We start from the raw sequence: 20135 nt of genomic DNA on the forward strand, positions 1-20135 counted from the left end.
TCGGTCTGTTCAGGCACCGCTCGGGTGCCAGATGGTCTTCATTTCGACGAAGGGCTCGATCCACCACGGGGACTCGCAGGCGGCGGCGTCGAGCCATGCGTCGTTGCTGAGCGAGCGGATCTGGACTCGCTTGAGGTTCTCGGCGGTTCCGGCGCGGAGTGACTCGGCGGCAACTGCGGAGAGTCCTGCGGCGTGCACGGCGTCGATGTCGCGGTGAGAGGCGATGGGTGGGATGAGTTCGGATCTGAGACCGGTGAGGATGTTGATCACGCCGCCGGGCACATCGCTGGTGGCGCAGACCTCTCCGAGCGCGGAGGCGACTGGCATGTTGGATTCTGCGCCGATGGCGACGATGGTGTTGCCGGCGCAGAGGGCTGGCGCGGCGAGCGAGATGAGCGAGAGGAGCGGGGCATCGTCCGAGGCGATGACGGCGACAACGCCGACGGGCTCCGGCGAGGTGAAGTTGTAGTAGGGGCCGGAGACGGGGTTGTTGCAGCCGAGGACCTGGGCGTGCTTGTCGGCCCAGCCGGCGAAGGCGACGAGCCGGTCGATTGAGCAGGCAACTTCTGCGTCGGGGGAAATGGTTGGGTTGGATGTGCCCTTGAGGAGGTTCTTGAACTCGTCGCGGCGTGACTCGAGCATCTCGGCGAGACGGTAAAGGATCTGGCCTCGGTTGTACGCGGTTGCTGCGGTCCAGGAGGGGAGGGCGGCGCGTGCGGCTTCGACGGCGTCTCGCAGGTCCTTTCGAGAGGCGTGGCAAACGTGTGCGAGGGGTCTGCCATCGCCGTCGGTGACGGGGAGGGAGCGGCCGCTCTCGGTGCGGGGGAACTTGCCGCCGATGAAGAGTTTGTACGTTTTGAGGACACCGAGGCGGTCGGTCATGTGGTGGTTCCCGGGTCGGGGGGCGTTGAGATTGAGAAGGGTACGTCTGCCGCGGGTCTGGGGGGCTGGTTGTACGCGAGCGAGCCGGGAGTGAGAGCGCGTCGGGGGTGCGGGAACTGGTAATCGCACGCAAGTGTTAGAGCAGTTTCAGTCCATTCGTAGCGTCCAGAGCTGGCTGCGACTTCGCGTGGCATTGTCGGCCTGTATCGGCGTATCACTGGGGATACGCCTGCTTCGGCCTCCGCGCCACGCTTGTCTCGCCGACGCTCCGGACGCTACGCCTGAACTTCAACCGCTCTAATGCGAGCCGACGAGGGGATCGTGCTGGGGTGTGGGGTCGCCGTGCTTCTGGACGTGCTGCTCGGCACTGGAGAGCATGTCGCGTGACCAGGATTCTGCGTCGGCGGGGCCGACCATCTCGTGGGCGATGGCGTCGACGATGCGTTTCAGGAAGGTGTGCGGGATGGGGTGTCCGATGCCCGCGGGCTCGATCTGGAGCGATGCGATCATGCGTGCGAGCGCGTGAGCGCGTTCGGCGGGCTTGTATGGCTGGATGGCGACTGCGTCGACGATCGAGATCCGGGCGACGGGGGGGCCGGCGGCGACCACCACGAGATTCGAGGGCTTGTGGTCGCGGTTGAACCTGCCGGACTTGATGATCTGGGCGATGCCGCGGCCGGTCTCGTATGCGATCGCACGGGATGGGGGTGATTCGGGATCTTCTTTGACGAGCCCCCTGGCGATCTGCCAGAGGAGTGTGTGTCCTGGGACGTATTCGGTGACGAGCGTGCGTACAGGGGCTCCGTCGCGGGAACCGGCGACGATGGCGACGCAGTTCGGTGCGGAGAGGCCGATGGAGCGGAGCCACTCAGAGCCGGACCACTGTCGTTCTTCGCGCCCGGATTGGCTGAGCGACTGCGCGAGGGCCTTGAGCCCTGAGGCCTGACGCGTCTTGAGGACGAGGTCGCGGGAGAGGACCATGCTTCTGAGCACGGAGCTCTGCGGGGACTGTTTGAATACTTCGGCTCCGACGGCCCAGTCGCGGCCTGAGAAGACAGAGACCCAGCGGCTCTTTGCTTCGGCGGCATCTCCCTCGACGGCTTCGAGTCGCACGATGCGGATGGAGCGGTTCGGGGGGAGGAGCATGTGCATGACTGTACGAGCGTATCGGATCGCGTCGGGGTGTGGGTTCCGCGCTGGGCAGAGGGTGTGTCTCGCTGGTCAGGGGCGTCTTGCGGTGACGGCCCAGACGCGGTGGGGCACGTGGATGGGTGTGTCAGGGAAGCGGGCCTGCAGCATGGCGGCGAGGTCGGCATCGAACGAGGCGACACGGGCGGCGTCGAGACTCGCGCCGACGCCGTTGCAGGTGCGCATCCGGCCTCGCCATTCTTCGTGGTTGAAGGGTTGTGGGTGCTCGAACGAGAACTGCTCAACTGAGACAAATCCGGCGTTTGGAAGGTCGTTCAGGGGGTTGATATGGACGCCGTGTCCGCCGGACATCGGCCAGTTGGGGTTGTGCCTCAGGATGAGTTCTTCGGTGGCGCGAGCGAGCTCGGAGCGATGGGGGAGGTAATCGAAGGAGGCGCAGACGATGAGGCCGCCGGGCCTGAGGATGCGCATGGCTTCCTGTGCGGCGCGGGGTCGATCGAACCAGTGCCAGCATTGGAGGGCGAGGTAGAGGTCGATGGAGTGGTCGGGGAGGCCGGTTTCTTCGGCGCGAGCGGGGCGAGTCTGGATGGTGAGGGAGTGAGCGGTTGCGGCGCGTGCAAGCGCAACGAGTTGGTCTTGGGCAGGGTCGATGGCGGTGACGCGTGCTCCTCGGCGAGCGAAGGCGATGGCTCCCGCGCCGGTTCCCGCTCCGACGTCGATGGCTTGGGCATCCTGGAGTCGGTGGAGCGCGTCGATGCGGTCGTAGAGCGTGTCGGGGGGGCCGGGTCGGTAGCGTTCGTAGTCGAGCGTGACGCGTCCGAAGTCAACGCTTCGGGCGTATGCGGCGACGGCGGCGGTCTTGGTTTCGAGCGACATGCCGCATTGTTCGCAGGTGGGGAGGGTTGCGGGATTCAGCGCGGCCTTGCTCGGTCAGGACCTTGCGGGGGTGTCGTCCATACACTCGACACCTGTGTACCAGCTTCTCCTGACGCGCAAGTACCTCACGAGCAAGATCATGCCCCTTCTGGCGGCGATCGCGGTCGTGCTGTGCACGGCGATGGTGCTGATCACGTGGTCTGTCATGGGGGGGTTTCTGAAGAATCTGGTGAAGAGCGGGCGCACGATGATCGGCGACGTGGCGATCGTGTGGCCGAATGTGGGCTTTGCGCATTACGAGGATCTGATTGAGATGCTCGAGGCGGACCCGATGATCGAGGCGGCGTGCCCGATGATCGAGTCGTACGGGCTTGCGCATCTGCCGGGGGATCGGACGGAGTTGGTTGTCATCAAGGGTGTTGATGGCCCGTCGTTCGATCGTGTGACGGGGTACGCGGAGACGCTGTATTGGAAGCCGCTCGCGGCACCTCACCCGAAGGACAAGCAGCAGCGAGACTGGCGGAACCGGAGCCACGGGTTGTGGCAGCAGAAGTATCGGGATGGCCTGGGCCTGAAGGAGTATGACGCGAACACGGATCGCCAGGTCGGCGCGGCGGTTCTGGGGATTGAGGTCTCGGGGTACAACATCCGCGAGTTGTGGGGCGGGTACACGCCGGGCGTGGTGGTTGTGCCGCAGCCGGACGGGACGACTCGCGATGTGCAGGTGTTGATGTTTGATGAGACGATCACGCTGAACCTGCTGGCTCTGGACGGGAGCGGGCGGACGGTTGATACGAAGACGCGGAAGATTCCGGTTGCCAATGAGTTTCAGTCGGGGTTGTACGACATCGACAAGCAGACAGTGATTGTGAACCTGGATGTTGTGCAGGACATGCTCAACATGGATCAGGCGGAGCGGATCGATCCGGATGGGCAGGATGACCCGTTCAGGGTCGTCATCGATCCCGTGACGGGGCTCGAGTCGCTCGCGGCGGGGCCTGCGATGCTGATCGATCCGGCGCGGGTGACGACGGTGCTGGTGCGTGGTGTGGATTCAGAGGGGGATCCGAGACTGCTTGCGGAGCGGTGCAGGGAGATTTATGCGACGTTCGCGGCGAAGCACGCGAGGGTGCCGCCTGCGGAGAACATCAGGATCTCAACGTGGGAGGATCAGAACCGGACGCTGATCTCGGCGGTGAAGAAGGAGACGGGGCTGGTTCTGTTCATTTTCTCGTTCATCTCGCTGACGGCGGTGATTCTGGTGCTGGCGATTTTCTGGTCGATGGTGAGCGAGAAGACGAAGGACGTCGGGGTGCTGCGTTCGATCGGCGCGAGCCGCTCGGGCGTTGCGATGATCTGGATCTCGTACGGTCTGGCGATCGGGCTGATGGGTTCTCTGCTCGGGGGCGCGTTGGCGTATGCGATCGTGCTCAACATCAATCCGATCCACGATTGGATGGGGGAGGCGCTGGGGCTGACGATCTGGGATCCGCGGGTGTACTACTTCGTGGAGATTCCGAACGAGGTGGAGTCGGACAAGGCGGCGATCGTGATGCTGGGTGGTGTGCTTTCTTCGGTAGTGGGAGCGATGATCCCGGCGATTCGTGCGGCGTGTCTGTCTCCGGTCCGGGCACTGCGGTTTGAGTGATGGGGTTGTTTGATGCCGTTGCTGGAAGTGCAGAATCTGCGGAAGACGTATCGCCTGGGGCGTGTGAGCGTGCCGGTGCTGCGCGGGGCTTCGCTTTCTGTTGAAGAGGGTGAGTTTGTGGCGGTTCTCGGGGCGTCGGGGTCGGGGAAGAGCACGCTGCTGCATCTGATCGGGGGGCTTGACAGCCCGGATCGTGCGGAGTCGGTGATCCGCTTTCAGGGCGAGTCGATTTACGGGATGTCGGCGGGCGGGTTGGACAGGTACCGCGCGAGAACGGTCGGTTTCGTGTTTCAGTTCTACCACCTGCTGCCGGAGCTGAATGTTCTGCAGAACGTGATGATCGCTTCGATGGTGAGGCACGGGTTTGCGTTCTCGGCGCGACAGGCCGGGGTGCGTGCGCGGGCGACGGGTTTGCTCGAGGCGTTCGGGCTTGGTAGCCGCCTGCGGCATCGGCCGGCGGAACTCTCGGGTGGTGAGCGTCAGCGTGTGGCGATTGCGAGAGCGCTGATGAATGAGCCGCGGCTGTTGCTGGCGGACGAGCCGACCGGGAATCTGGATCGCAAGACTGGGGATGCGATTCTGGATGCGTTGGGGAGGATCCGTGCGGAGAGCCGCCAGACGGTGATCATGGTGACGCATGATGCGCATGTTGCGGCGCGTGCGGACCGGGTGGTGAAGCTTGAGGATGGGTGCGTGGTGGCCGAGCACTCGAGGCCGTTGGTGTAGATTACGGGTTCGTGAGGGTGGCGAGGGATCGGGTTTGGTTTGGACGACCTTTGTGGTTACTATCTTGGTCAGACTGGAGCCCTAGCGACCATTGTCAACCGGCAGCGATCAACTCGGTTTTGCGATCTCCGACTTCAAGGTCGGGAGCCGCGTTCTGTACGGGCCTGAGGGGACGCCGATTGAGGCGAAGGTCGAGCAGGCGGGCACCGGCAGGCGTGTGGTGTTTCTGCACGGACTGGTCGGTCTGAACGATCACTGGGAGGATGTGGTCCGATCGATCCGTCACCGTGCGGCGTGCGAGATGCTGGAGATTCCCCTGTTGAGTCTTCGCGGGGAGGATTGCACGATCCACGCTGTGACGGAGATGACGATCCGGTACCTGTCGTCGAATCCTGAGCCGTCGATTCTTGTGGGCAACTCGTTCGGCGGTCACGTGGCGTTGCGGGTTGCGATCGAGAGGCCTGATCTTGTGGCGGGGCTGGTGCTCGCCGGCGCGTCGGGCCTTCTGGAACGCACCATGGTGCGTGAGATTCAGATCCGGCCGTCTCGGGAGTGGCTGGGCGAGAAGATCGGCGAGCTGTTTCATGACCGATCGAAGATGCGTGAGGCGGATCTGGATCGGGCGCATCAGGAGTTGTCGGTTCGGGGCGGGGCGCGTGCGATGGTTCGGTTGTCGCGGACGGCACGTCGGAATCATCTCGGGCCGAAGATCTCTCAGATCTCGTGCCCGACGCTGCTGATCTGGGGCAGGCAGGACATTGTGACGCCGCCGGAGGCCGCGGAGGAGTTCCACGCGAAGATTCCGGACACGCGACTTGTCTGGCTGGAGCAGTGCGGGCATGCGCCGATGATCGAGTGCCCGGCCGAGTTTGCGACGGCGATGAACGGGTTTCTGGACGAGTTCGATCGGCGCGAGAACGGGACCTGACAGTTTCGCTGGTCTGAGCCATACGCTGACGCTGCCATGACGAGCACAGAGGCCTCAACAGCAGAACGTGCGACTTCGGGTCGGGCGGTGCCGCCCGCACGGCTGACGTCGTTGATCGGTGTCGGACTGCAGGCGTATCTCCGGAAGCGCCGGCGACTGCTGGGCGATCGGGAGTATTGGCGAGCGCATACGGCTCGTCTGCAGCGGTTGCAGCTTCGGCGGCTGCTGAACACGGCTTCAGCGTGCGAGTTCGGGGCGGCACGCGGTTTTGGCAGGATCGGGCGGGCACCGGGGGAGGAGATGCTGCGGGCGTATCGGGGCGAGGTGCCGATCGCGGATTGGTACGCGTTCAAGGAGACGATCACGCGGATGCGTGAGGGTGGCGAGCCGGATCTGCTCTGGCCGGGCAGGGTGATGGACTTTGCGCAGACGAGCGGCACAACCGCCGGCGACAAGTTCATACCGGTTTCAAAGGCGATGCTGCGTTCGAACTACCGAGCGTCGCTGGACATCTTCTCGCACCTGTATCGCTTCGGGGTGCCGACTTCGCGGCTCTTCGGTGGGAAGTGTCTGTTTCTCGGGGGTTCGAGCGATCTGGCTGTGAATGAGCACGGCATACGGACGGGTGATCTTTCCGGGATCGTGACGCCGTTGATTCGCTGGCCGCTCTCGGAGATCTATGCGCCTGGGAAGCAGATCGCGCTGATGTCGCACTGGCCGAGCAAGATCGAGGCGATGGCCAGGGCGTGTCTTGAGATGGACATGAGGATGATCAGCGGCATGCCCTCGTGGGCGATCGTGCTGTTCGAGCGAGTGGTGCAACTGGACGCGGAGCGACGGGGCGGGAATCGTCGCACGATCCGCGAGATCTGGCCGAACCTCGAGGTGTTTGTCCATGGTGGGGTGAAGTATGCGCCGTTCGGCGGGCGTGTGCGTCATGCGTTCAGCGGGGCTCCGGATGGGGATGACATCCCGACGCGTTTCGAGCTGTATCCGGCTTCGGAGGGGTTCATCGCGATGCAGGACACGCCGGGCGACCCCGGGTTGCGCCTGATGTGCGATACCGAGATTTTCTACGAGTTTGTGCCTCTTGAAGAGATTGATCGAGCGGACGCGAGGGCGTTTACGTGCGACCAGGTCGAGAAGGGGCAGCGGTACGTGGTGGTGATGTCAACGTGCGCGGGGTTGTGGCGGTACATCATCGGCGATGTTGTCGAGTTCGACACGATTCCGGGCGGTCCGGACGGCGAGGGCGGAGACGGCCCGTGCAGGTTGCGGATCGTGGGGAGGCATCGGCACTTCATCAATGCGTTCGGCGAGAACCTGATCGTGGAGCACATCGAGAACGCGGTCGCCGAGGCGTCGAGAGAGACCGGCGTTGTGGTGGGCGAGTTCACGGCTGCGCCGGTGTATCCGGAGGGCGGCCGGAGGGGCGGGTTGGAGCTGGTGGTCGAGGTGGATCGAGAGGCGTTCGCGCGTGATTCGGTGAGGTTCGCGGAGCGGTTTGACGCGGGGCTCAAGTCGCAGTGCGTGGACTATGCGACGAAGCGGACGGATGACCTCGGGATGGTGGCGCCGACGATCACGCCCGTTCCTGTGGGGACGTTCCACCGCTGGCTGGAAGCCAAGGGGAAGCTGGGTGGCCAGCACAAGTGCCCGCGCTGCGCGAATCATCGCGAGATCGTTGCGGGTGTGCTCGAAGCGGCGCGTGTCTGAACGATCCGGATGCGTGTTGTAAAGTTGATGGTATTTGCTGAGTTCTCGGCCATCTTTCGCAGCCGGATGCTGTGTGCTCTGTTCAGAGGTGTACATCTGGGAATGGAGCCGCGTGATGGAAGCTCGTGCGCTTGTTTCGGTTGTTCTGGGGATCGTGCTCGGGTTTGTCGTGCTCGGGCTTGTGTTTCAGAGGTTCGAGGTGGTGGTGTTTGGTTGTCTTGTTGCTCTGGGCGGCTCCCTTGCGGCGATTCTCGGGTGTGGGAGCGGCGTACAAGGACGGCGTTCGCACTGCGAAAGGCACGCGAAAAGGGGCTGATCTTCCCGGTCGGTGCAGCACCTAGGATTGTGTATGGAACAGTCGTCGGTTGGTTTGGTCGGGATTGCTGCGGTTGCGCTGCTCGATCAGTGTGCCGCGTTCATTCAGTCGATTCCGGAGCGTGTGTACACGGCGGACGCGACGACGATCCGCGGCGGGACAATCGGGAAGCACGTCCGTCACTCGCTCGATCACTTTGCGGCGGCGTTGCACGGTCATCTAGGCAGCGAGCCGATCGATTACGACCATCGGGCCCGGAACGTGCCCATGGAGACCGAGCGCGAGTCCGCGCTTGCGGCGATCCGGTCGATGCAGTCCATGATCGCGTCGCTGGGAGAGGCCGAGTTGGGGTCTCCCGTGCGTATCCGCGTGATGCTGTCATCGGATGGTGGGGATGCGGTGCTCGCATCGACGCTGGGGCGTGAGCTGGCGTTTGCGACGCACCACGCGATCCATCACAACACGATGATGAAGACGATCGCGGCGGAGTTCGGGCTGGAGGTCGGCGATGAGTTCGGCAAGGCCCCGTCGACGCTCAACTATGAGTCGTCGCGTCGTTGAGTGATTGATCGTGTGCACTGTCTCGATTGTTGCTCTTGCTGGTGTGGGGCCGTCGTATCGGCTGGTGACCAGCCGCGACGAGCAGAGATCTCGCGCGCCGGGTGAGCCGCCGGCGTGGCGGACTTTGGGCGGGGTGCGTGTGTTGTCGCCTCGCGATCCGGTTGGGGGTGGGACCTGGGTCGCGACGACCGAGAGGGGTGTGACGCTGTGTCTCTTGAACGGGAACCTCGGTCGGCCGGTTCCGCTTCCGAGGCGTGCGCGTTCTCGGGGAGAGCTGATCGAACGGCTGATCGGGCTTGACGCGATAGAGGCGATGATCGACGCCACGCGAGGGGAGAGTCTGGATCCGTATCCGCCGTTCCGATTGGTCGCGATCGTGCCGGATCGGGGGGAGAGTGCCGGGGTGCGCATCGCGGATCTTTTCTGGGATCGGGCGGCTCCGGTTTGGACGCTCGACCATGCGGCACCGATCTGCTTTGTCAGCTCGGGGCTCGGGGACGACCGGGTTGTGCCGCGGCTCGGGCTGTTTGACGCGATGGTCCGGGGCGAGCCGCGTCCACCGGCGCAGGACGCGTTTCATGACCATGTGTGGCCGGAACGTCCGGAAATAAGCGTGCGGATGGCGAGGGAGGACGCAAGGACGGTGAGCATCACCGCGGTGACGGTTTTGTGCGGTCCGGATGGGGTGGTTCGTGTGACGCACGACTACCGGCCGGTCGCGGATGGTGTGGGCGGGGCTCTGGCATCCGGGCCTCACAACGGCTAAGGTCCATTCCAGACGCGCCACGCGAGCCCCGATGCGAATCGCCCTGTTTCATTCCGACGACCCGAATGACGTTGCGGACGCTGTTGCGCTCGGGCGGTCGCTGCGACGGCACGGGCATGATGTGCTGGACCTTGTAAGGCCGGCGGTCTTGGGGGCGTTCAGGGCTGGGGGGTCTGAGCAGGTTCGTGTCTGTGATTCGCGTCCGTCCGATGAGCAGTACGAGGGGGTGGTCGCGGCGTTTGCTCCGGATGCTTTCGCGGTTCTCGGGTCGGGGGCTTGGTCTCACATTGGCGAGTTGTCGGATCTTCATGGTGCCAGATCGCTCCTTGAGGGTGACCGCAACTGGGCGAGCCACAAGGACCGGTGCGAGGGTGTGGAGAGGGCGTTGCTGGGTTCGGTCGGATATGGACGGAATCGCGAGGCGGATGAGCATCGCGAGATGCTGGAGGCGGAGGCGGCTGCGATCGATGCGGCGTGTTCGGAGGCGGTGACGAAGATCGCCATGGGGATCGAGAACGCCCGCTCGCTGCGCGAGGCGTCTCGGTTGATTCTCGCATTGCAGCATGCGATCGAGGCGCAGGCGATCGACGCGGCAGATCTGCAGACACAGTTGGATGCGAGAGCCGCGACGATCCGCGATCGAGACGCGCAGATCGCGCAGCTTCGTGCGCGGATTTCGGAGTTGGGGTCTGAGCTCGATCGGCTGCACAGAGTCGGGGCTGATCTGACCCTTGCGCACCAGGAGGTGGCGAGACTTCGTGATCGGATCAGGGCGCTTGAGGACGGCGGGGTCGCGGTGTCGCCCGAGGAGCACGCGGCTTTGATGTCGCGCCTGGCGGCGGCGGAGGCGGAGGGGGCCAGAGTCGCGGAGATCGGTGCGGAGTTGGAGCGGATGCATCGTGTGGCCGATCACGCGCAATCGCTGGCAACTGCGAGGGAGGCGGAACTGGCGGCGGCCCGCGCGCAGATCGAGGAGATGCGTGAGCAGGTGCGCGGGTTGCACACGCTCGGGGCGGAGCTTCATCGAGTTCATGGTGTTGCGGGCGAGTTGAGGGCGCAGCTGGAGATCCAGAGTGCCCGTGTCGGCGAGGCGATGGACGAGGTCCAGAGGGCTCGTCGGGAGTTGCGGGAGGCGGATGCGAATACCGCGGCAGCGAGGGCGGCAGCGCTCGTGGATTCGGCTCGTGCCGCGAGGATTGCTGAGGAATTGGCGCGGATGCAGCAGGCGGTGATCCAGTCGCAGGCGCGTGCGGAGACGCTGCGGAACGATGTGTCTCGCGCGAGGACGGACAGGGACGCGCTCGACGCGGTCGTGATCGCACGAGATGCGGAGATCGCGCGGCTCGTGAAGGAGGCGGCTGAGGCGAAGCGGGAAGCGGCGGCGGCGGTTGCCGCACGCGATCGGCAGAGGGCGAGGGCGGATGCGCTCGCGGCTGAGAACGTGACGTTGCGTCAGCGCCTCGGCGAGCTTCTTGCTTCGCGCTGGAGGAAGATCGGGCAGCGATTCGGGGTTGCGATGACGATGCCGTGGGAGCGTGAGATTCGCGAGGTCAAGCCGAGGGATTCGCGTGAGGAGATCGCTGGTGCGGGTTCTCGCGAGCCCGGCCGAAACGGGCAGGGAGGCGTATGACTGACGGCGTGTCTCCATCGGACGGCGGCTCGGGCGGGGCGTTTCGGGCGAATGGCTCGGGGATGCCCGGGCTTCGCTGGCCCAGGATCGAGCCCGACGCGGCGCGATTGCCCGCGACGCTCCCCGATGGTTCGCCGTGGCCTCGGATCTCGATCGTGACGCCGACGTTCAACCAGGGGCGGTTCATCGAGGAGACGCTGCTTTCGGTCATCAACCAGGGGTATCCCAGCGTTGAGCACATTGTTGTTGATGGGGCATCGACGGACGAGACCGGGGAGATACTGGCTCGCTACAGGGAGCGGCTGGCGCATGTCGTCTCGGAGAAGGACAGGGGGCAGTCCGACGCGATCAACAAGGGGATGCGTCTTGCGACGGGTGAGATACTCACGTGGCTGAATTCGGATGACATGCTCGCGCCGGGGGCGTTGCACGCGGCTGCGCTGGCGTTCTGGCGTCATCAGTCGGACATGGTTGCGGGTGTGTGCGAGTTGTATCGGGACGGGGAGATTGTTCATCGGCATCTGACGGCATGTCCGAACGGGCCGCTTTCTGTGGGCGAGCTGCTCGATCTTGAGGGCTCGTGGCTGAGGGGACGGTTTTTCTATCAGCCCGAGGTGATGTTCACGCGGGAGCTGTGGGAGCGGGCAGGCGCGCATGTGAGGGAGGACGCCTTCTACAGCATGGACTACGAGCTTTGGCTGCGCTTTGCGCACGCCGGGGCGAAGATGCGTGTGATCGCGAGCCCGATCGCGCATTTCCGGGTCCATGACGACCAGAAGACCGCGGTGGCGGAGAACTACCGGGCGGAGCTTCCGAGGGTTCGGGATGAGTTTGCGAGGGAGCGTTCGCTCACGGTCCCGAAGGCGCGTCCGGAGGGGAGGGTGCGGCTGAAGGTCGTGCTCTTCAATGACATCGGTTACACGTATGGGGCGGGGATTGCTCACAAGCGAGTGGCGGCGGCGTTTACCGAGATGGGGCATGACGTGGTGGTGCTGGCCGCGACGAGTGTCCATCCGACGCGGGAGCAGACCCGGCTGGGGGGCGAGTCTGTCTTGGAGCAGATTGAGCGTCACTCACCGGATCTTGTGGTGATCGGGAATCTGCATGGAGCGGGGGTGAGTGCGGAGACGATCGGGCTGATCGCGGGTCGTTTCCAGACTGTCTTCGTGATGCACGATCTATGGCTGGTGACCGGAAGGTGTGCGTACACGGGTGGATGCCGGGCGTATCTCTCCGGCTGTTCGGATCGATGCACGTGTCCGCCGGGCTATCCGGATGCGAAGCCCGAGGCGATCGCACCGATGTGGAACTCGAAGCGGCGCGTGCTGAGTTCATCGCCGAAGCTGGCTGTGGCCGGGGATAGCAGGCACGTGGCCGGGGTCGCTGAGGAGGCGGTGGCCCGCGATCCGTTGTGTGCGATGACGGGTGTTCGTCCGCCGGTTTCCTGGATCAAGTACGGGTTTGAGACGGACGTCTTTGTGCCTCGGGATCGGCGGTTGTGCCGCGAGTTGCTGGGGCTGCCGCAGGATGCGTTCATCGTGCTTTCGAGCGCGTCGTCTCTGGACGATGAGCGGAAGGGGCTTGCGCATCTTGCGGAGGCGATGAAGTCTCTGGATCTGTGCGATGCGTTGGTGGTGTGTGTGGGGCACCTGCCGCCCGATCGTCCGGCGCCGATACCCGGGATGCGTGCGATGGGGTACATGGATGACCCGATGCGTCTGGCGATGCTGTACAGCGCGTGCGACATCTTTGTCGGGCCATCGCTTGAGGAGGCGTTTGGGCAGGTGTTTGTGGAGGCGGCTGCGTGCGGCACGCCCTCGGTCGGGTATCCGGTGGATGGCGTGCCCGAGGCGATCACGCACGGCGTTACCGGGTTGGTTGCTGATGCGTGCGAGCCGGCATCGCTCGCGAGGGCGATCGAGACGCTGTATCGGGATCATGAGCTGCGGCGCACGCTTTCACTGCTCGGGCCGATTCATGTTCGCAATGAGTGGTCGATGACTGCGGCGGCGCATCGCTGGCGGGAGTTCTTTCGTGAGACGGGGCTTGAGAAGGCCCTGCGGCTCGGTGCGAGGATGGATCTTGGTGTCGGAACCCGGACGCCTCCATCGCCTCAGCGGCTTGCTTCCGTTGAGCCGGGGTGGCGCGCGGTCAGCGGGTTTGACCACTGGGAGGGGCCGTATCCGGAGCAGGAGCTGCCCAGGTGTCGTTGGATCCTCGGGCCGGTGGCGAGGTTCGAGGTGGACGTGGCGGATGCGGGGCCACATCGGGTGGTGATCAGGTATCGGAACTTTGAGCAGGGCCAGCGCGTGCGGCTCGTAGGGGAGCGGGGCGTGGTTGCCGAGCGTGAGGTTCCTCAGACACCGGCGGGGCATAAGCCGGCGATCGCGTTCATCACGCACTTGAAGAAGGGCGTGAATGCGTTGGAGTTGCACGTCTGGAAGTGGCGTCACGGGGAGCGACCGATGTCGCTGCTTGTGACGAATGTGCGAGCCATCCCGACGCGAGCGACGATCGGGGCTCCGCGGGTTGCGTCTACGGCAGAGGCAAAGCCGTCGCAGACGGCCGGCGCTTGAGACTTCGCGAGATTTCAGCCGGAACCGGATGAGCGAGGGGCGATCAGTGCGCGGGGAGTGATCCCTCGTACGGCCTGTCTTCGAGCGCCATGGGATCCGTCGGGGCGGTCTCGATGTCGTGCCCATCCGGGGCGTAGAAGCGAGAGCCAGCGAGGCGGATCTTGCGGTTGGGCTCGTTGCGGGGGAGGCGTGGGAGAATCCAGAGCACTGCACCGATCGCGACGGCGTTGGCGATGAGCATGGGGACGACGTCGGTGAGGCGGAAGTAGACCATCACGCTGGTCAGCACGACGACCACGAGCGCGAGCGGGATGACGCCCTGCCAGGCGACCTGCATGATCTGGTCGTAGCGAAGACGGGGCAGCGACCAGCGGATCACCATCATGAAGGCGATGAGGACGAGGACCTTCGAGTAGAAGATGCCGAACTTGGCGAGGACAACGAGGATGCTGGAGGTTTCGAGCGGGAGGAAGTTGTGGAAGGGTGCGACGTCCCAGCCGCCGAGGAAGATCAGTGCGAAGAGCCCGCAGGAGGTGATCATGTGGGCGTACTCGGCGAGGAAGTACATGGCGAATCGCATGGCCGAGTATTCGGTGTGGTACCCGCCGACGAGTTCGCTCTCTGCCTCAGCGATATCGAATGGGGCGCGGTTGGCCTCGGCGAGGATCGCGATGAAGAAGATCACGCAGGCGAGGGGCTGGCTGAAGACGAGCCAGCCGTGCTCGAGCTGGTAGCCGATGATGCGCTCGGGGGTGAGTGAGCCGACCATGAGCAGCACGGCGAGCAGGGCGAGGCCCAGCGGGATTTCGTAGGAGATCATCTGAGCGGTTGCGCGCATGCCGCCGAGGAAGGAGTACTTGTTGTTGCTTGCCCAGCCGCCGAGGGAGACGCCGTACACACCGACGGATGCGACCGCGAGCATGTAGATGATGCCGACGTTGACATTGGCGCCGGCGACGAGGACGGGGCCGCCCGCGATGGTGCCGATGAAGGGGAGTGTGAGTTCGGGCATGACCCAGACGCCGCCCCATGGGAGGATCACGAAGCCCATGAGCGCGGGGATGATCGAGAACATGGGCCCGAGCGTGAAGAGGATCTTGTCGACGCCTGACGGGGTGTAGTCCTCTTTGAGGAGGAACTTGAGCCCGTCGGCGAGCGGCTGTCCGAGCCCCCAGAATCCGAAGCCGAAGGTCAGCTTCTGGAGGATGGGTAGCCCGAAGTCAAAGCCGACTCGGTTCGGTCCGACGCGGTCCTGGATGTAGGCGGAGATTTTCCGCTCGAGGTAGATGAGGTACGCGACCGTCAACAGGATCACGTGGACGACCACGAGGATCACGGCGACGTTCACGAGAAGTTGTGCGGTCACAATCTTGCTCAGGTCCATAAGGGCGTGATGCTAGTGCGGCTCTTGGTCGGTGGAAAGTACGCCCCGCAAGATCGATGAAACGGGTGGTGGTGGGGGGGCGTCGGCTTTGACCCCTCAGGGGGCGGCTGCGGCTGAGGCGGCGGAGGCGTTCTGGTCCCGGATCCGGGCGACGCGGTCCGCGAGGGTCGTTCCGTATTCCTGGGCCTGACGCTCGAAGCGTGCGGCGACCCACTCGTAGAGCTCGGCATCCAGACTGTTTATCTCCCGGATTCTTTCGGTGACATCTCGGGAGAGGGGGTAGCGACCGCTTCTGCCCGAGACCCGCGCCGGGAGGTACGGGGGGATGGACTTCCAGCCGAGACTATCCGCCAGCATCACCATGCTCTCGTCGAACCGCTCGGTCAGCCCGACAGCGCAGAAGTGTGTTTCGAGATTCTGTTTCGCGCTTTCGAGCAGATCGCGTGATCCGGATCGCACCGGAGTTCTGGCGTTGAGCGAGTAATCGGCGAGCATGCGAGTCTGGCCGTTGTCGAGTTCTTTGGTGCCGATGGCGTTCTGGGCGTACTGAAGCAGGGTCATCTTGCGGCTTCTGACCATGCTGTGGAGGTAATGGGAGGTTTCGTTGAGGACGTGGTGGTAGTGCGAGACGACACGCGCGACCGGATCGCGGATGACGGTCACGTAGTCGCATCTACGGGGCACGTGCTCGTGGATGCCGAAGGGCTGGTGCCCGATGAAGAGTGCGGGTCGGAGCCGCTCGGTTTCGGGCTCCTGGGCGAATGCCTCGCGTCCGGGGTCGCCACCTGTCACGGCCTTGGTGTTCTCTTGTCCGTAGTGTCCGATGAGGATGATGGCGAGCGTCGTTCCCGCGGTCTTGGGGATGTGCAGGAGGATCAGTGCGGATTCGGGGTCTCTGGGTCTGAACATCGCGTCTCCATGCACAGGTCCGCTCGGACCCGGCGAACAGCCCATACTATGTTGAAACAACGGTTCCCGACAACCGCGAAAGCCCGCGTGTAGATGATGAATGCCAGACCCAGCATGGAGCAAGAGCCGGACGGGGCTGCGGAGTGGCTCTGTCTGAGAGCGGATGGTTCGCTGGGATCGTTTCGGAGACTGCTCGGCGCGTGTGCGAGCGTTCCGCGCGATGAGCGTCGGTTGGTGGTGATTGTGCCCGGGCCGCGATGGGTTCCGGAGCCGGGGATGGAGTCGGCTCTGGCGGAGGTGATGCGCGTTGATCCGGGGCTGGATGGCGCGGCTGCCTGGTGGGTGTGGAACGATCCGGTGGCGCGTGTCGCGCAGGGTGATGGAGGGCTGGTTGTTCGCGTGGGCGGGGTGTCTGGGGATGATCTCGGGCTTGTTGATCTGCTTGCGCGTCCGATGGCGGTCGGGCCGATCGTGGTGCGTGCGGCCTCTCTGGATGCCTTCTCGATGTATGGAGGTGGGCCGGCGGATGCTGTCTTGGATTGCGCGGCTTCGTGGTTGCTTGCTTCTGCGCTCGTGGGGCAGGGAAAGCGCGTGGCGACGCTGCCTCGTGTGTGCGCTACGCGGATGAGGAGTGTGGGCGAGGATCCGGAGCGGCTGCGCCCGATCGGCCTTGCGTGGCTTGTTCGGTATGTGCTTGATCGGCTCGGTGAGGGATCGCCGGCGATCCATGAGCGGCGTGAGTTGATCGCGAGGTGGGGGGCGTCTGCACCGATCGGGCAGGAGACGAGCGGATCTTCGTTGAATCGTGAGGGGATTCGCGAATGAACATCGCGTTGATCTCTCGCGAATTTCCTCCCTTCTTCGGCGGGGGCATCGGGACGTATACCGAGCAGGCAGCGGTCGCGCTTGCGGATGCCGGGCACCGCGTTGTTGTCGTCACGATGTCGCAAGATGGATGCGAGTCGAGGGTGGCGCATGCGGCGGATTCCAGGATTCTGGTTGTCCGGCTGCCACTCATCGTCGGCGATGACTGGTCTTGTCCCGCGCCATCGATCGACGGGCCGATCACGCGGGCGTGTTTCTCGCACCTCGGTCCGTGGAGCATCTTCAGCAGGCAGGTGGCGGACGCGCTGCCGGGGCTTGTCGGGGAGCATGCGATCGATGTGGTTGAGGGTCCTGAGTGCGGGGCGATCCTGTGGTGGACGCTCAACCAGCGTCGGCTCGGTGCGGAGGTGGCGCGGCGTGCGGATGGTGCGAGCCCGCTGTACGTGGTGCAGTTGCATTCTCCGAATGCGTGGATCGATGAGCAGAACCGGGAGTCTCCGCCGAACCGTGCGGCACTCGAGCTGCGACGGGCGGAGCGTGAGTCTGCGATGTGGGCCGACCTGGTGATCGCTCCGTCTGTTGATCTTGCCACGTGGGCTCGAGAGAGGTGGGGGATCGGATCTGTCGAGAACGTGCCGTATCCGCTTGGTTCGATCGGTGTGAAGAGCGAGCGGCGACTCGACGGGGGAGGGCGTGTCGATGGGGAGATGGGTGGGCTTCGGTGCCTGATGATCGGAAGAGCGGAGCCCCGAAAGGGGGTTGACGTTCTGGTACGAGCGATCGCGATTGCCTGCAGGCGCGGGATCGATGTCTCCGCAGAGATTGCGGGGCAGGATACGAGGGATTGGCGCACGGGTGCGTGGTTCGCGCAGCGGTGCATGAGCACGATGCTCCCTGCGGAGATGAGGGCGCGGGTGTCTCACCTCGGGAAGCTGGACCGAGCACGGCTTGATGATGCACGCCAGAGGGCGGATGTGTGCGTTGCGCCGGGTGCGGTTGACAACTTTCCGTATGCCGTTGTGGAGTCGATGGCGAAGGGGTTGCCGGTGATTGCGCCGGCGGTCGGGGGCATCGCGGAACTTGTGCGAGAGGGGATTGAGGGACACATCTTTGTTCCCCATGACCCGGGCTCGCTCGCAGAGGCGATGTCGAGGCATGCCGCACTCTCGTGCGAGCAGCGGGCACGGATGGGGGAGGCATCGTCGGCGCGTGTGGCGTGGTTCTGCGGCAATGGGAGGGCGGTGTCTGTCCGCGAGCGGGTCTTCGGCGAGGCGATCCGACGTGGAGTCCGCGAGGAAGCGCGGAGCGTGCGTGATGTGCGGCATATCGGGGGAGATGCCTCGCTGCTTGCGGGTGTCGTCCGCAGGGGTGTGGCTGACTTTGCGATCGGGTGGGAGCGGGCGCGAGACGGGATGGTCATGCCGTTCGGTACGCCCACGTTGGAGACCTTGGCAGCATCGCCACCGATCCGCGGCTCTCTTGCCGCGAGGGCGGATTTCTTTGACCGGTACAGGGAAGAGACCGGCAACGAGGATCCGACTTCTGATGAGATGGCGTGTTGGCTCGTTCAGCACGGAGCGACGGGCGCGGTCGATCCGAGTGTTGTGACGGAGGTTGGGTCGTGCGACGAGGTGGAGTGTGAGGAGCGCCCGATTCTGATCGATGAGCGTGCGTTTCGCTCGGTCGTTCCGCTGCGGATGGCACGACGGAATCTCCCGCTGCCGTGGGTGCTCGCGCCCGCGAGGCCGGGTGTTACGGGCTTGCCGATGCCGCCTGATCGTTCGGGATGAGGGCGTGGTGCGCGCTCATGGGGAGGCGTGCGATGCCGAAGAACGTCCGCTTCTGATCGGCGGGAGTTGAGACCTCGAGAGGCCCGAGGAGATCGAGGCAGTCGAGGTATGTTGGTTGGCTGGAACCGTCGGCCCCGGGCTCAGCCAGCGAGAGCCCGAAGGTGTACGCGCCCTCTTTCACGGAGAGTGAAAGGGTGAGAGAGACGACCATGCGCTGACCCGGGGAGAGGGGTGGGAGTTTGTGCCGAAGCTGGGCGGTGGCGGCGGCGAAGACGAGATTGTTCAGGCGGTCGTACAACTGAAGACCGACGCTCGGTCGTTCGACGGCGCGGTCGGCCTCGACGAGAATGTGGAACGTCAGTTTCTCGTCGATGGCGATCGTCGTCGTGTCGCGGTTCTGGCTGTCTGTGACGCGGCAGGCGATGATCCGGCCTTCTCCGGTGCCGTGGCGATGATCGTGGCGGGCACCGATGATGTCGGCTCCGACCAGTTGGCTCTCTTCACGGGAGAGGGATCTGGCTTCAGCCGGGCTTTGGGCGGCATTCTGGGACCGCTTTCTGGTCCACTTCACCGGCTGAGAGAGCGATGAGTGGTGGCGGCGCATGACCTCTTCGGGCGGTCCGTGGAAGACCATCCGGCCTTTCTGGAGGAGGATTGCCTCATCGCAGAGGTTGAGCACGGCCTGTGCATCGTGGCTGACGAACATCATCGTCATGCCTTCTTCGAGGAGCTGGCGCATGCGGGTCGCGCACTTCTGCCGGAAGAAGACGTCGCCGACCGAGAGCACCTCGTCCACGATGAAGATGTCGGGACGGAAGCACGCGTACATCGAGAAGCCGAGGCGTGCGCGCATGCCGGTCGAGTATTGGCGGACGGGGCGATCGAAGAACTCGCCGAGTTCTGAGAACGCCTGGATCTCGGGCGTGCGCTGGGCGGCGAACTCGCGCGGGAAGTTGAGGAGCGTCGCCATGCTCCGGATGTTCTCTCGCCCTGTCATCTCGCCGTCGAGACCTGCGCTGAGTTCGAGGAGCGAGAGCACGCGGCCGCGGATGCGATAGGAACCTGCGGACGGGCGGAGGACGCCTGTCAGCATCTTGAGGAGGGTGCTCTTGCCTGCGCCGTTCGCGCCGACGAGCCCGAGGCATCGGCCTTTTTTCAGTGAGAACGAGACGTCATCCACCGCGACGAATGGCTTGTGTCTCTGGGAGCGGCCGAGCGTCGCCCATTCCACGAGTCGGTCCGCGGGTTTCTTGTAGATCTTGAAACGCTTCGTAAGCCCGTGCGCTTCGAGGACGATGGGTTGGTCCGGTTCGTCGGCCGCGACCGGGGCGGAGGGATCGCCGGTGGCCCCGTTGACGATGGATGGACCAACGATCGATTGATCTGGGCTCGGGTGGGATGTCACTCGGAACGATCGTATCTCGGGATCGGCCCACAGGCGGACGTAGACTCC

At 64.6% G+C, this 20135-nt stretch carries 17 protein-coding genes; 11 read left to right on the plus strand and 6 right to left on the minus strand.

Going from position 1 to position 20135, the window contains the following annotated elements; translation table 11 throughout:
• Positions 1-9: 9 nt before the first annotated feature.
• The 3 genes from KF838_01645 to KF838_01655 all read right to left on the minus strand — a co-directional run bounded on the left by KF838_01645 (position 10) and on the right by KF838_01655 (position 2907).
• Entirely contained in the window at positions 10-882 is an 873-nt protein-coding gene (locus tag KF838_01645; protein ID QYK48569.1) for an aldehyde dehydrogenase family protein, read from the minus strand.
• Positions 883-1179: 297 nt separating this feature from the next.
• The gene (locus tag KF838_01650) at positions 1180-2028 is read right to left on the minus strand and encodes a hypothetical protein (protein ID QYK48570.1); all 849 of its coding nucleotides are present in this window, start codon (positions 2026-2028) and stop codon (positions 1180-1182) included.
• A gap of 75 nt (positions 2029-2103) precedes the next feature.
• Positions 2104-2907, minus strand: coding sequence for a class I SAM-dependent methyltransferase (locus KF838_01655; GenBank protein QYK48571.1), 804 nt, complete (start codon positions 2905-2907; stop codon positions 2104-2106).
• A gap of 94 nt (positions 2908-3001) precedes the next feature.
• Here KF838_01655 and KF838_01660 point away from each other — a divergent pair, with 94 nt between their 5' ends.
• The 9 genes from KF838_01660 to KF838_01700 all read left to right on the plus strand — a co-directional run bounded on the left by KF838_01660 (position 3002) and on the right by KF838_01700 (position 13774).
• Positions 3002-4555 (plus strand): ABC transporter permease, encoded by a 1554-nt coding sequence (locus tag KF838_01660; protein ID QYK48572.1) that lies wholly within the window; start codon positions 3002-3004, stop codon positions 4553-4555.
• 12 nt (positions 4556-4567) lie between these two features.
• Positions 4568-5281 carry an ABC transporter ATP-binding protein gene (locus KF838_01665; protein QYK48573.1) on the plus strand — a complete coding sequence of 238 codons (714 nt, stop codon included), beginning with the start codon at positions 4568-4570 and terminating at the stop codon, positions 5279-5281.
• A 91-nt stretch (positions 5282-5372) separates the two neighbouring features.
• Positions 5373-6209 carry an alpha/beta hydrolase gene (locus KF838_01670; protein ID QYK48574.1) on the plus strand — a complete coding sequence of 279 codons (837 nt, stop codon included), beginning with the start codon at positions 5373-5375 and terminating at the stop codon, positions 6207-6209.
• A 36-nt stretch (positions 6210-6245) separates the two neighbouring features.
• Entirely contained in the window at positions 6246-7925 is a 1680-nt protein-coding gene (locus tag KF838_01675; protein ID QYK48575.1) for a GH3 auxin-responsive promoter family protein, read from the plus strand.
• A gap of 115 nt (positions 7926-8040) precedes the next feature.
• The gene (locus KF838_01680; protein ID QYK48576.1) at positions 8041-8241 is read left to right on the plus strand and encodes a hypothetical protein; all 201 of its coding nucleotides are present in this window, start codon (positions 8041-8043) and stop codon (positions 8239-8241) included.
• 33 nt (positions 8242-8274) lie between these two features.
• Positions 8275-8802 carry a hypothetical protein gene (locus KF838_01685; protein QYK48577.1) on the plus strand — a complete coding sequence of 176 codons (528 nt, stop codon included), beginning with the start codon at positions 8275-8277 and terminating at the stop codon, positions 8800-8802.
• Between the two features lie 10 nt (positions 8803-8812).
• On the plus strand, positions 8813-9568 hold the full coding sequence (locus KF838_01690; protein ID QYK48578.1) for an NRDE family protein: 756 nt from the start codon (positions 8813-8815) through the stop codon (positions 9566-9568).
• A gap of 31 nt (positions 9569-9599) precedes the next feature.
• A complete protein-coding gene (locus KF838_01695; protein QYK48579.1) occupies positions 9600-11198 on the plus strand; it encodes a hypothetical protein in 1599 nt (532 codons plus the stop codon).
• Positions 11195-13774, plus strand: a complete 2580-nt coding sequence (locus KF838_01700; protein QYK48580.1) for a glycosyltransferase — start codon at positions 11195-11197, stop codon at positions 13772-13774. Before KF838_01695 ends, KF838_01700 begins: the two co-directional genes overlap by 4 nt.
• Positions 13775-13817: 43 nt before the next feature.
• Here KF838_01700 and KF838_01705 read toward each other — a convergent pair whose 3' ends face one another.
• A complete protein-coding gene (locus KF838_01705; protein QYK48581.1) occupies positions 13818-15158 on the minus strand; it encodes an NADH-quinone oxidoreductase subunit H in 1341 nt (446 codons plus the stop codon).
• A 96-nt stretch (positions 15159-15254) separates the two neighbouring features.
• A complete protein-coding gene (locus KF838_01710; GenBank protein ID QYK48582.1) occupies positions 15255-16067 on the minus strand; it encodes a sulfotransferase family 2 domain-containing protein in 813 nt (270 codons plus the stop codon).
• Between the two features lie 93 nt (positions 16068-16160).
• Between KF838_01710 and KF838_01715 the strand changes: the two genes are divergently transcribed.
• Both KF838_01715 and KF838_01720 read left to right on the plus strand, forming a co-directional pair.
• Positions 16161-16892 carry a hypothetical protein gene (locus KF838_01715; protein QYK48583.1) on the plus strand — a complete coding sequence of 244 codons (732 nt, stop codon included), beginning with the start codon at positions 16161-16163 and terminating at the stop codon, positions 16890-16892.
• A complete protein-coding gene (locus tag KF838_01720) occupies positions 16889-18682 on the plus strand; it encodes a glycosyltransferase family 4 protein (protein ID QYK48584.1) in 1794 nt (597 codons plus the stop codon). Before KF838_01715 ends, KF838_01720 begins: the two co-directional genes overlap by 4 nt.
• Here the strand turns inward: KF838_01720 and KF838_01725 are convergent.
• Positions 18645-20087 carry an ABC transporter ATP-binding protein gene (locus KF838_01725; GenBank protein ID QYK48585.1) on the minus strand — a complete coding sequence of 481 codons (1443 nt, stop codon included), beginning with the start codon at positions 20085-20087 and terminating at the stop codon, positions 18645-18647. The genes KF838_01720 and KF838_01725 overlap by 38 nt on opposite strands.
• Positions 20088-20135 lie beyond the last annotated feature (48 nt).

Source organism: Phycisphaeraceae bacterium (assembly GCA_019454185.1).
Taxonomy (GTDB): domain Bacteria; phylum Planctomycetota; class Phycisphaerae; order Phycisphaerales; family UBA1924; genus JAHBWV01.

Excerpts from the sequence above, each read along its gene's own strand:
- KF838_01645 (QYK48569.1), bottom strand. The coding sequence starts at position 882 with ATGACCGACCGCCTCGGTGTCCTCAAAACGTACAAACTCTTCATCGGC.
- KF838_01650 (QYK48570.1), bottom strand. The coding sequence starts at position 2,028 with ATGCTCCTCCCCCCGAACCGCTCCATCCGCATCGTGCGACTCGAAGCC.
- KF838_01655 (QYK48571.1), bottom strand. The coding sequence starts at position 2,907 with ATGTCGCTCGAAACCAAGACCGCCGCCGTCGCCGCATACGCCCGAAGC.
- KF838_01665 (QYK48573.1), top strand. The coding sequence starts at position 4,568 with ATGCCGTTGCTGGAAGTGCAGAATCTGCGGAAGACGTATCGCCTGGGG.
- KF838_01675 (QYK48575.1), top strand. The coding sequence starts at position 6,246 with ATGACGAGCACAGAGGCCTCAACAGCAGAACGTGCGACTTCGGGTCGG.
- KF838_01680 (QYK48576.1), top strand. The coding sequence starts at position 8,041 with ATGGAAGCTCGTGCGCTTGTTTCGGTTGTTCTGGGGATCGTGCTCGGG.
- KF838_01685 (QYK48577.1), top strand. The coding sequence starts at position 8,275 with ATGGAACAGTCGTCGGTTGGTTTGGTCGGGATTGCTGCGGTTGCGCTG.
- KF838_01695 (QYK48579.1), top strand. The coding sequence starts at position 9,600 with ATGCGAATCGCCCTGTTTCATTCCGACGACCCGAATGACGTTGCGGAC.
- KF838_01700 (QYK48580.1), top strand. The coding sequence starts at position 11,195 with ATGACTGACGGCGTGTCTCCATCGGACGGCGGCTCGGGCGGGGCGTTT.
- KF838_01705 (QYK48581.1), bottom strand. The coding sequence starts at position 15,158 with ATGGACCTGAGCAAGATTGTGACCGCACAACTTCTCGTGAACGTCGCC.
- KF838_01710 (QYK48582.1), bottom strand. The coding sequence starts at position 16,067 with ATGTTCAGACCCAGAGACCCCGAATCCGCACTGATCCTCCTGCACATC.
- KF838_01715 (QYK48583.1), top strand. The coding sequence starts at position 16,161 with ATGATGAATGCCAGACCCAGCATGGAGCAAGAGCCGGACGGGGCTGCG.
- KF838_01720 (QYK48584.1), top strand. The coding sequence starts at position 16,889 with ATGAACATCGCGTTGATCTCTCGCGAATTTCCTCCCTTCTTCGGCGGG.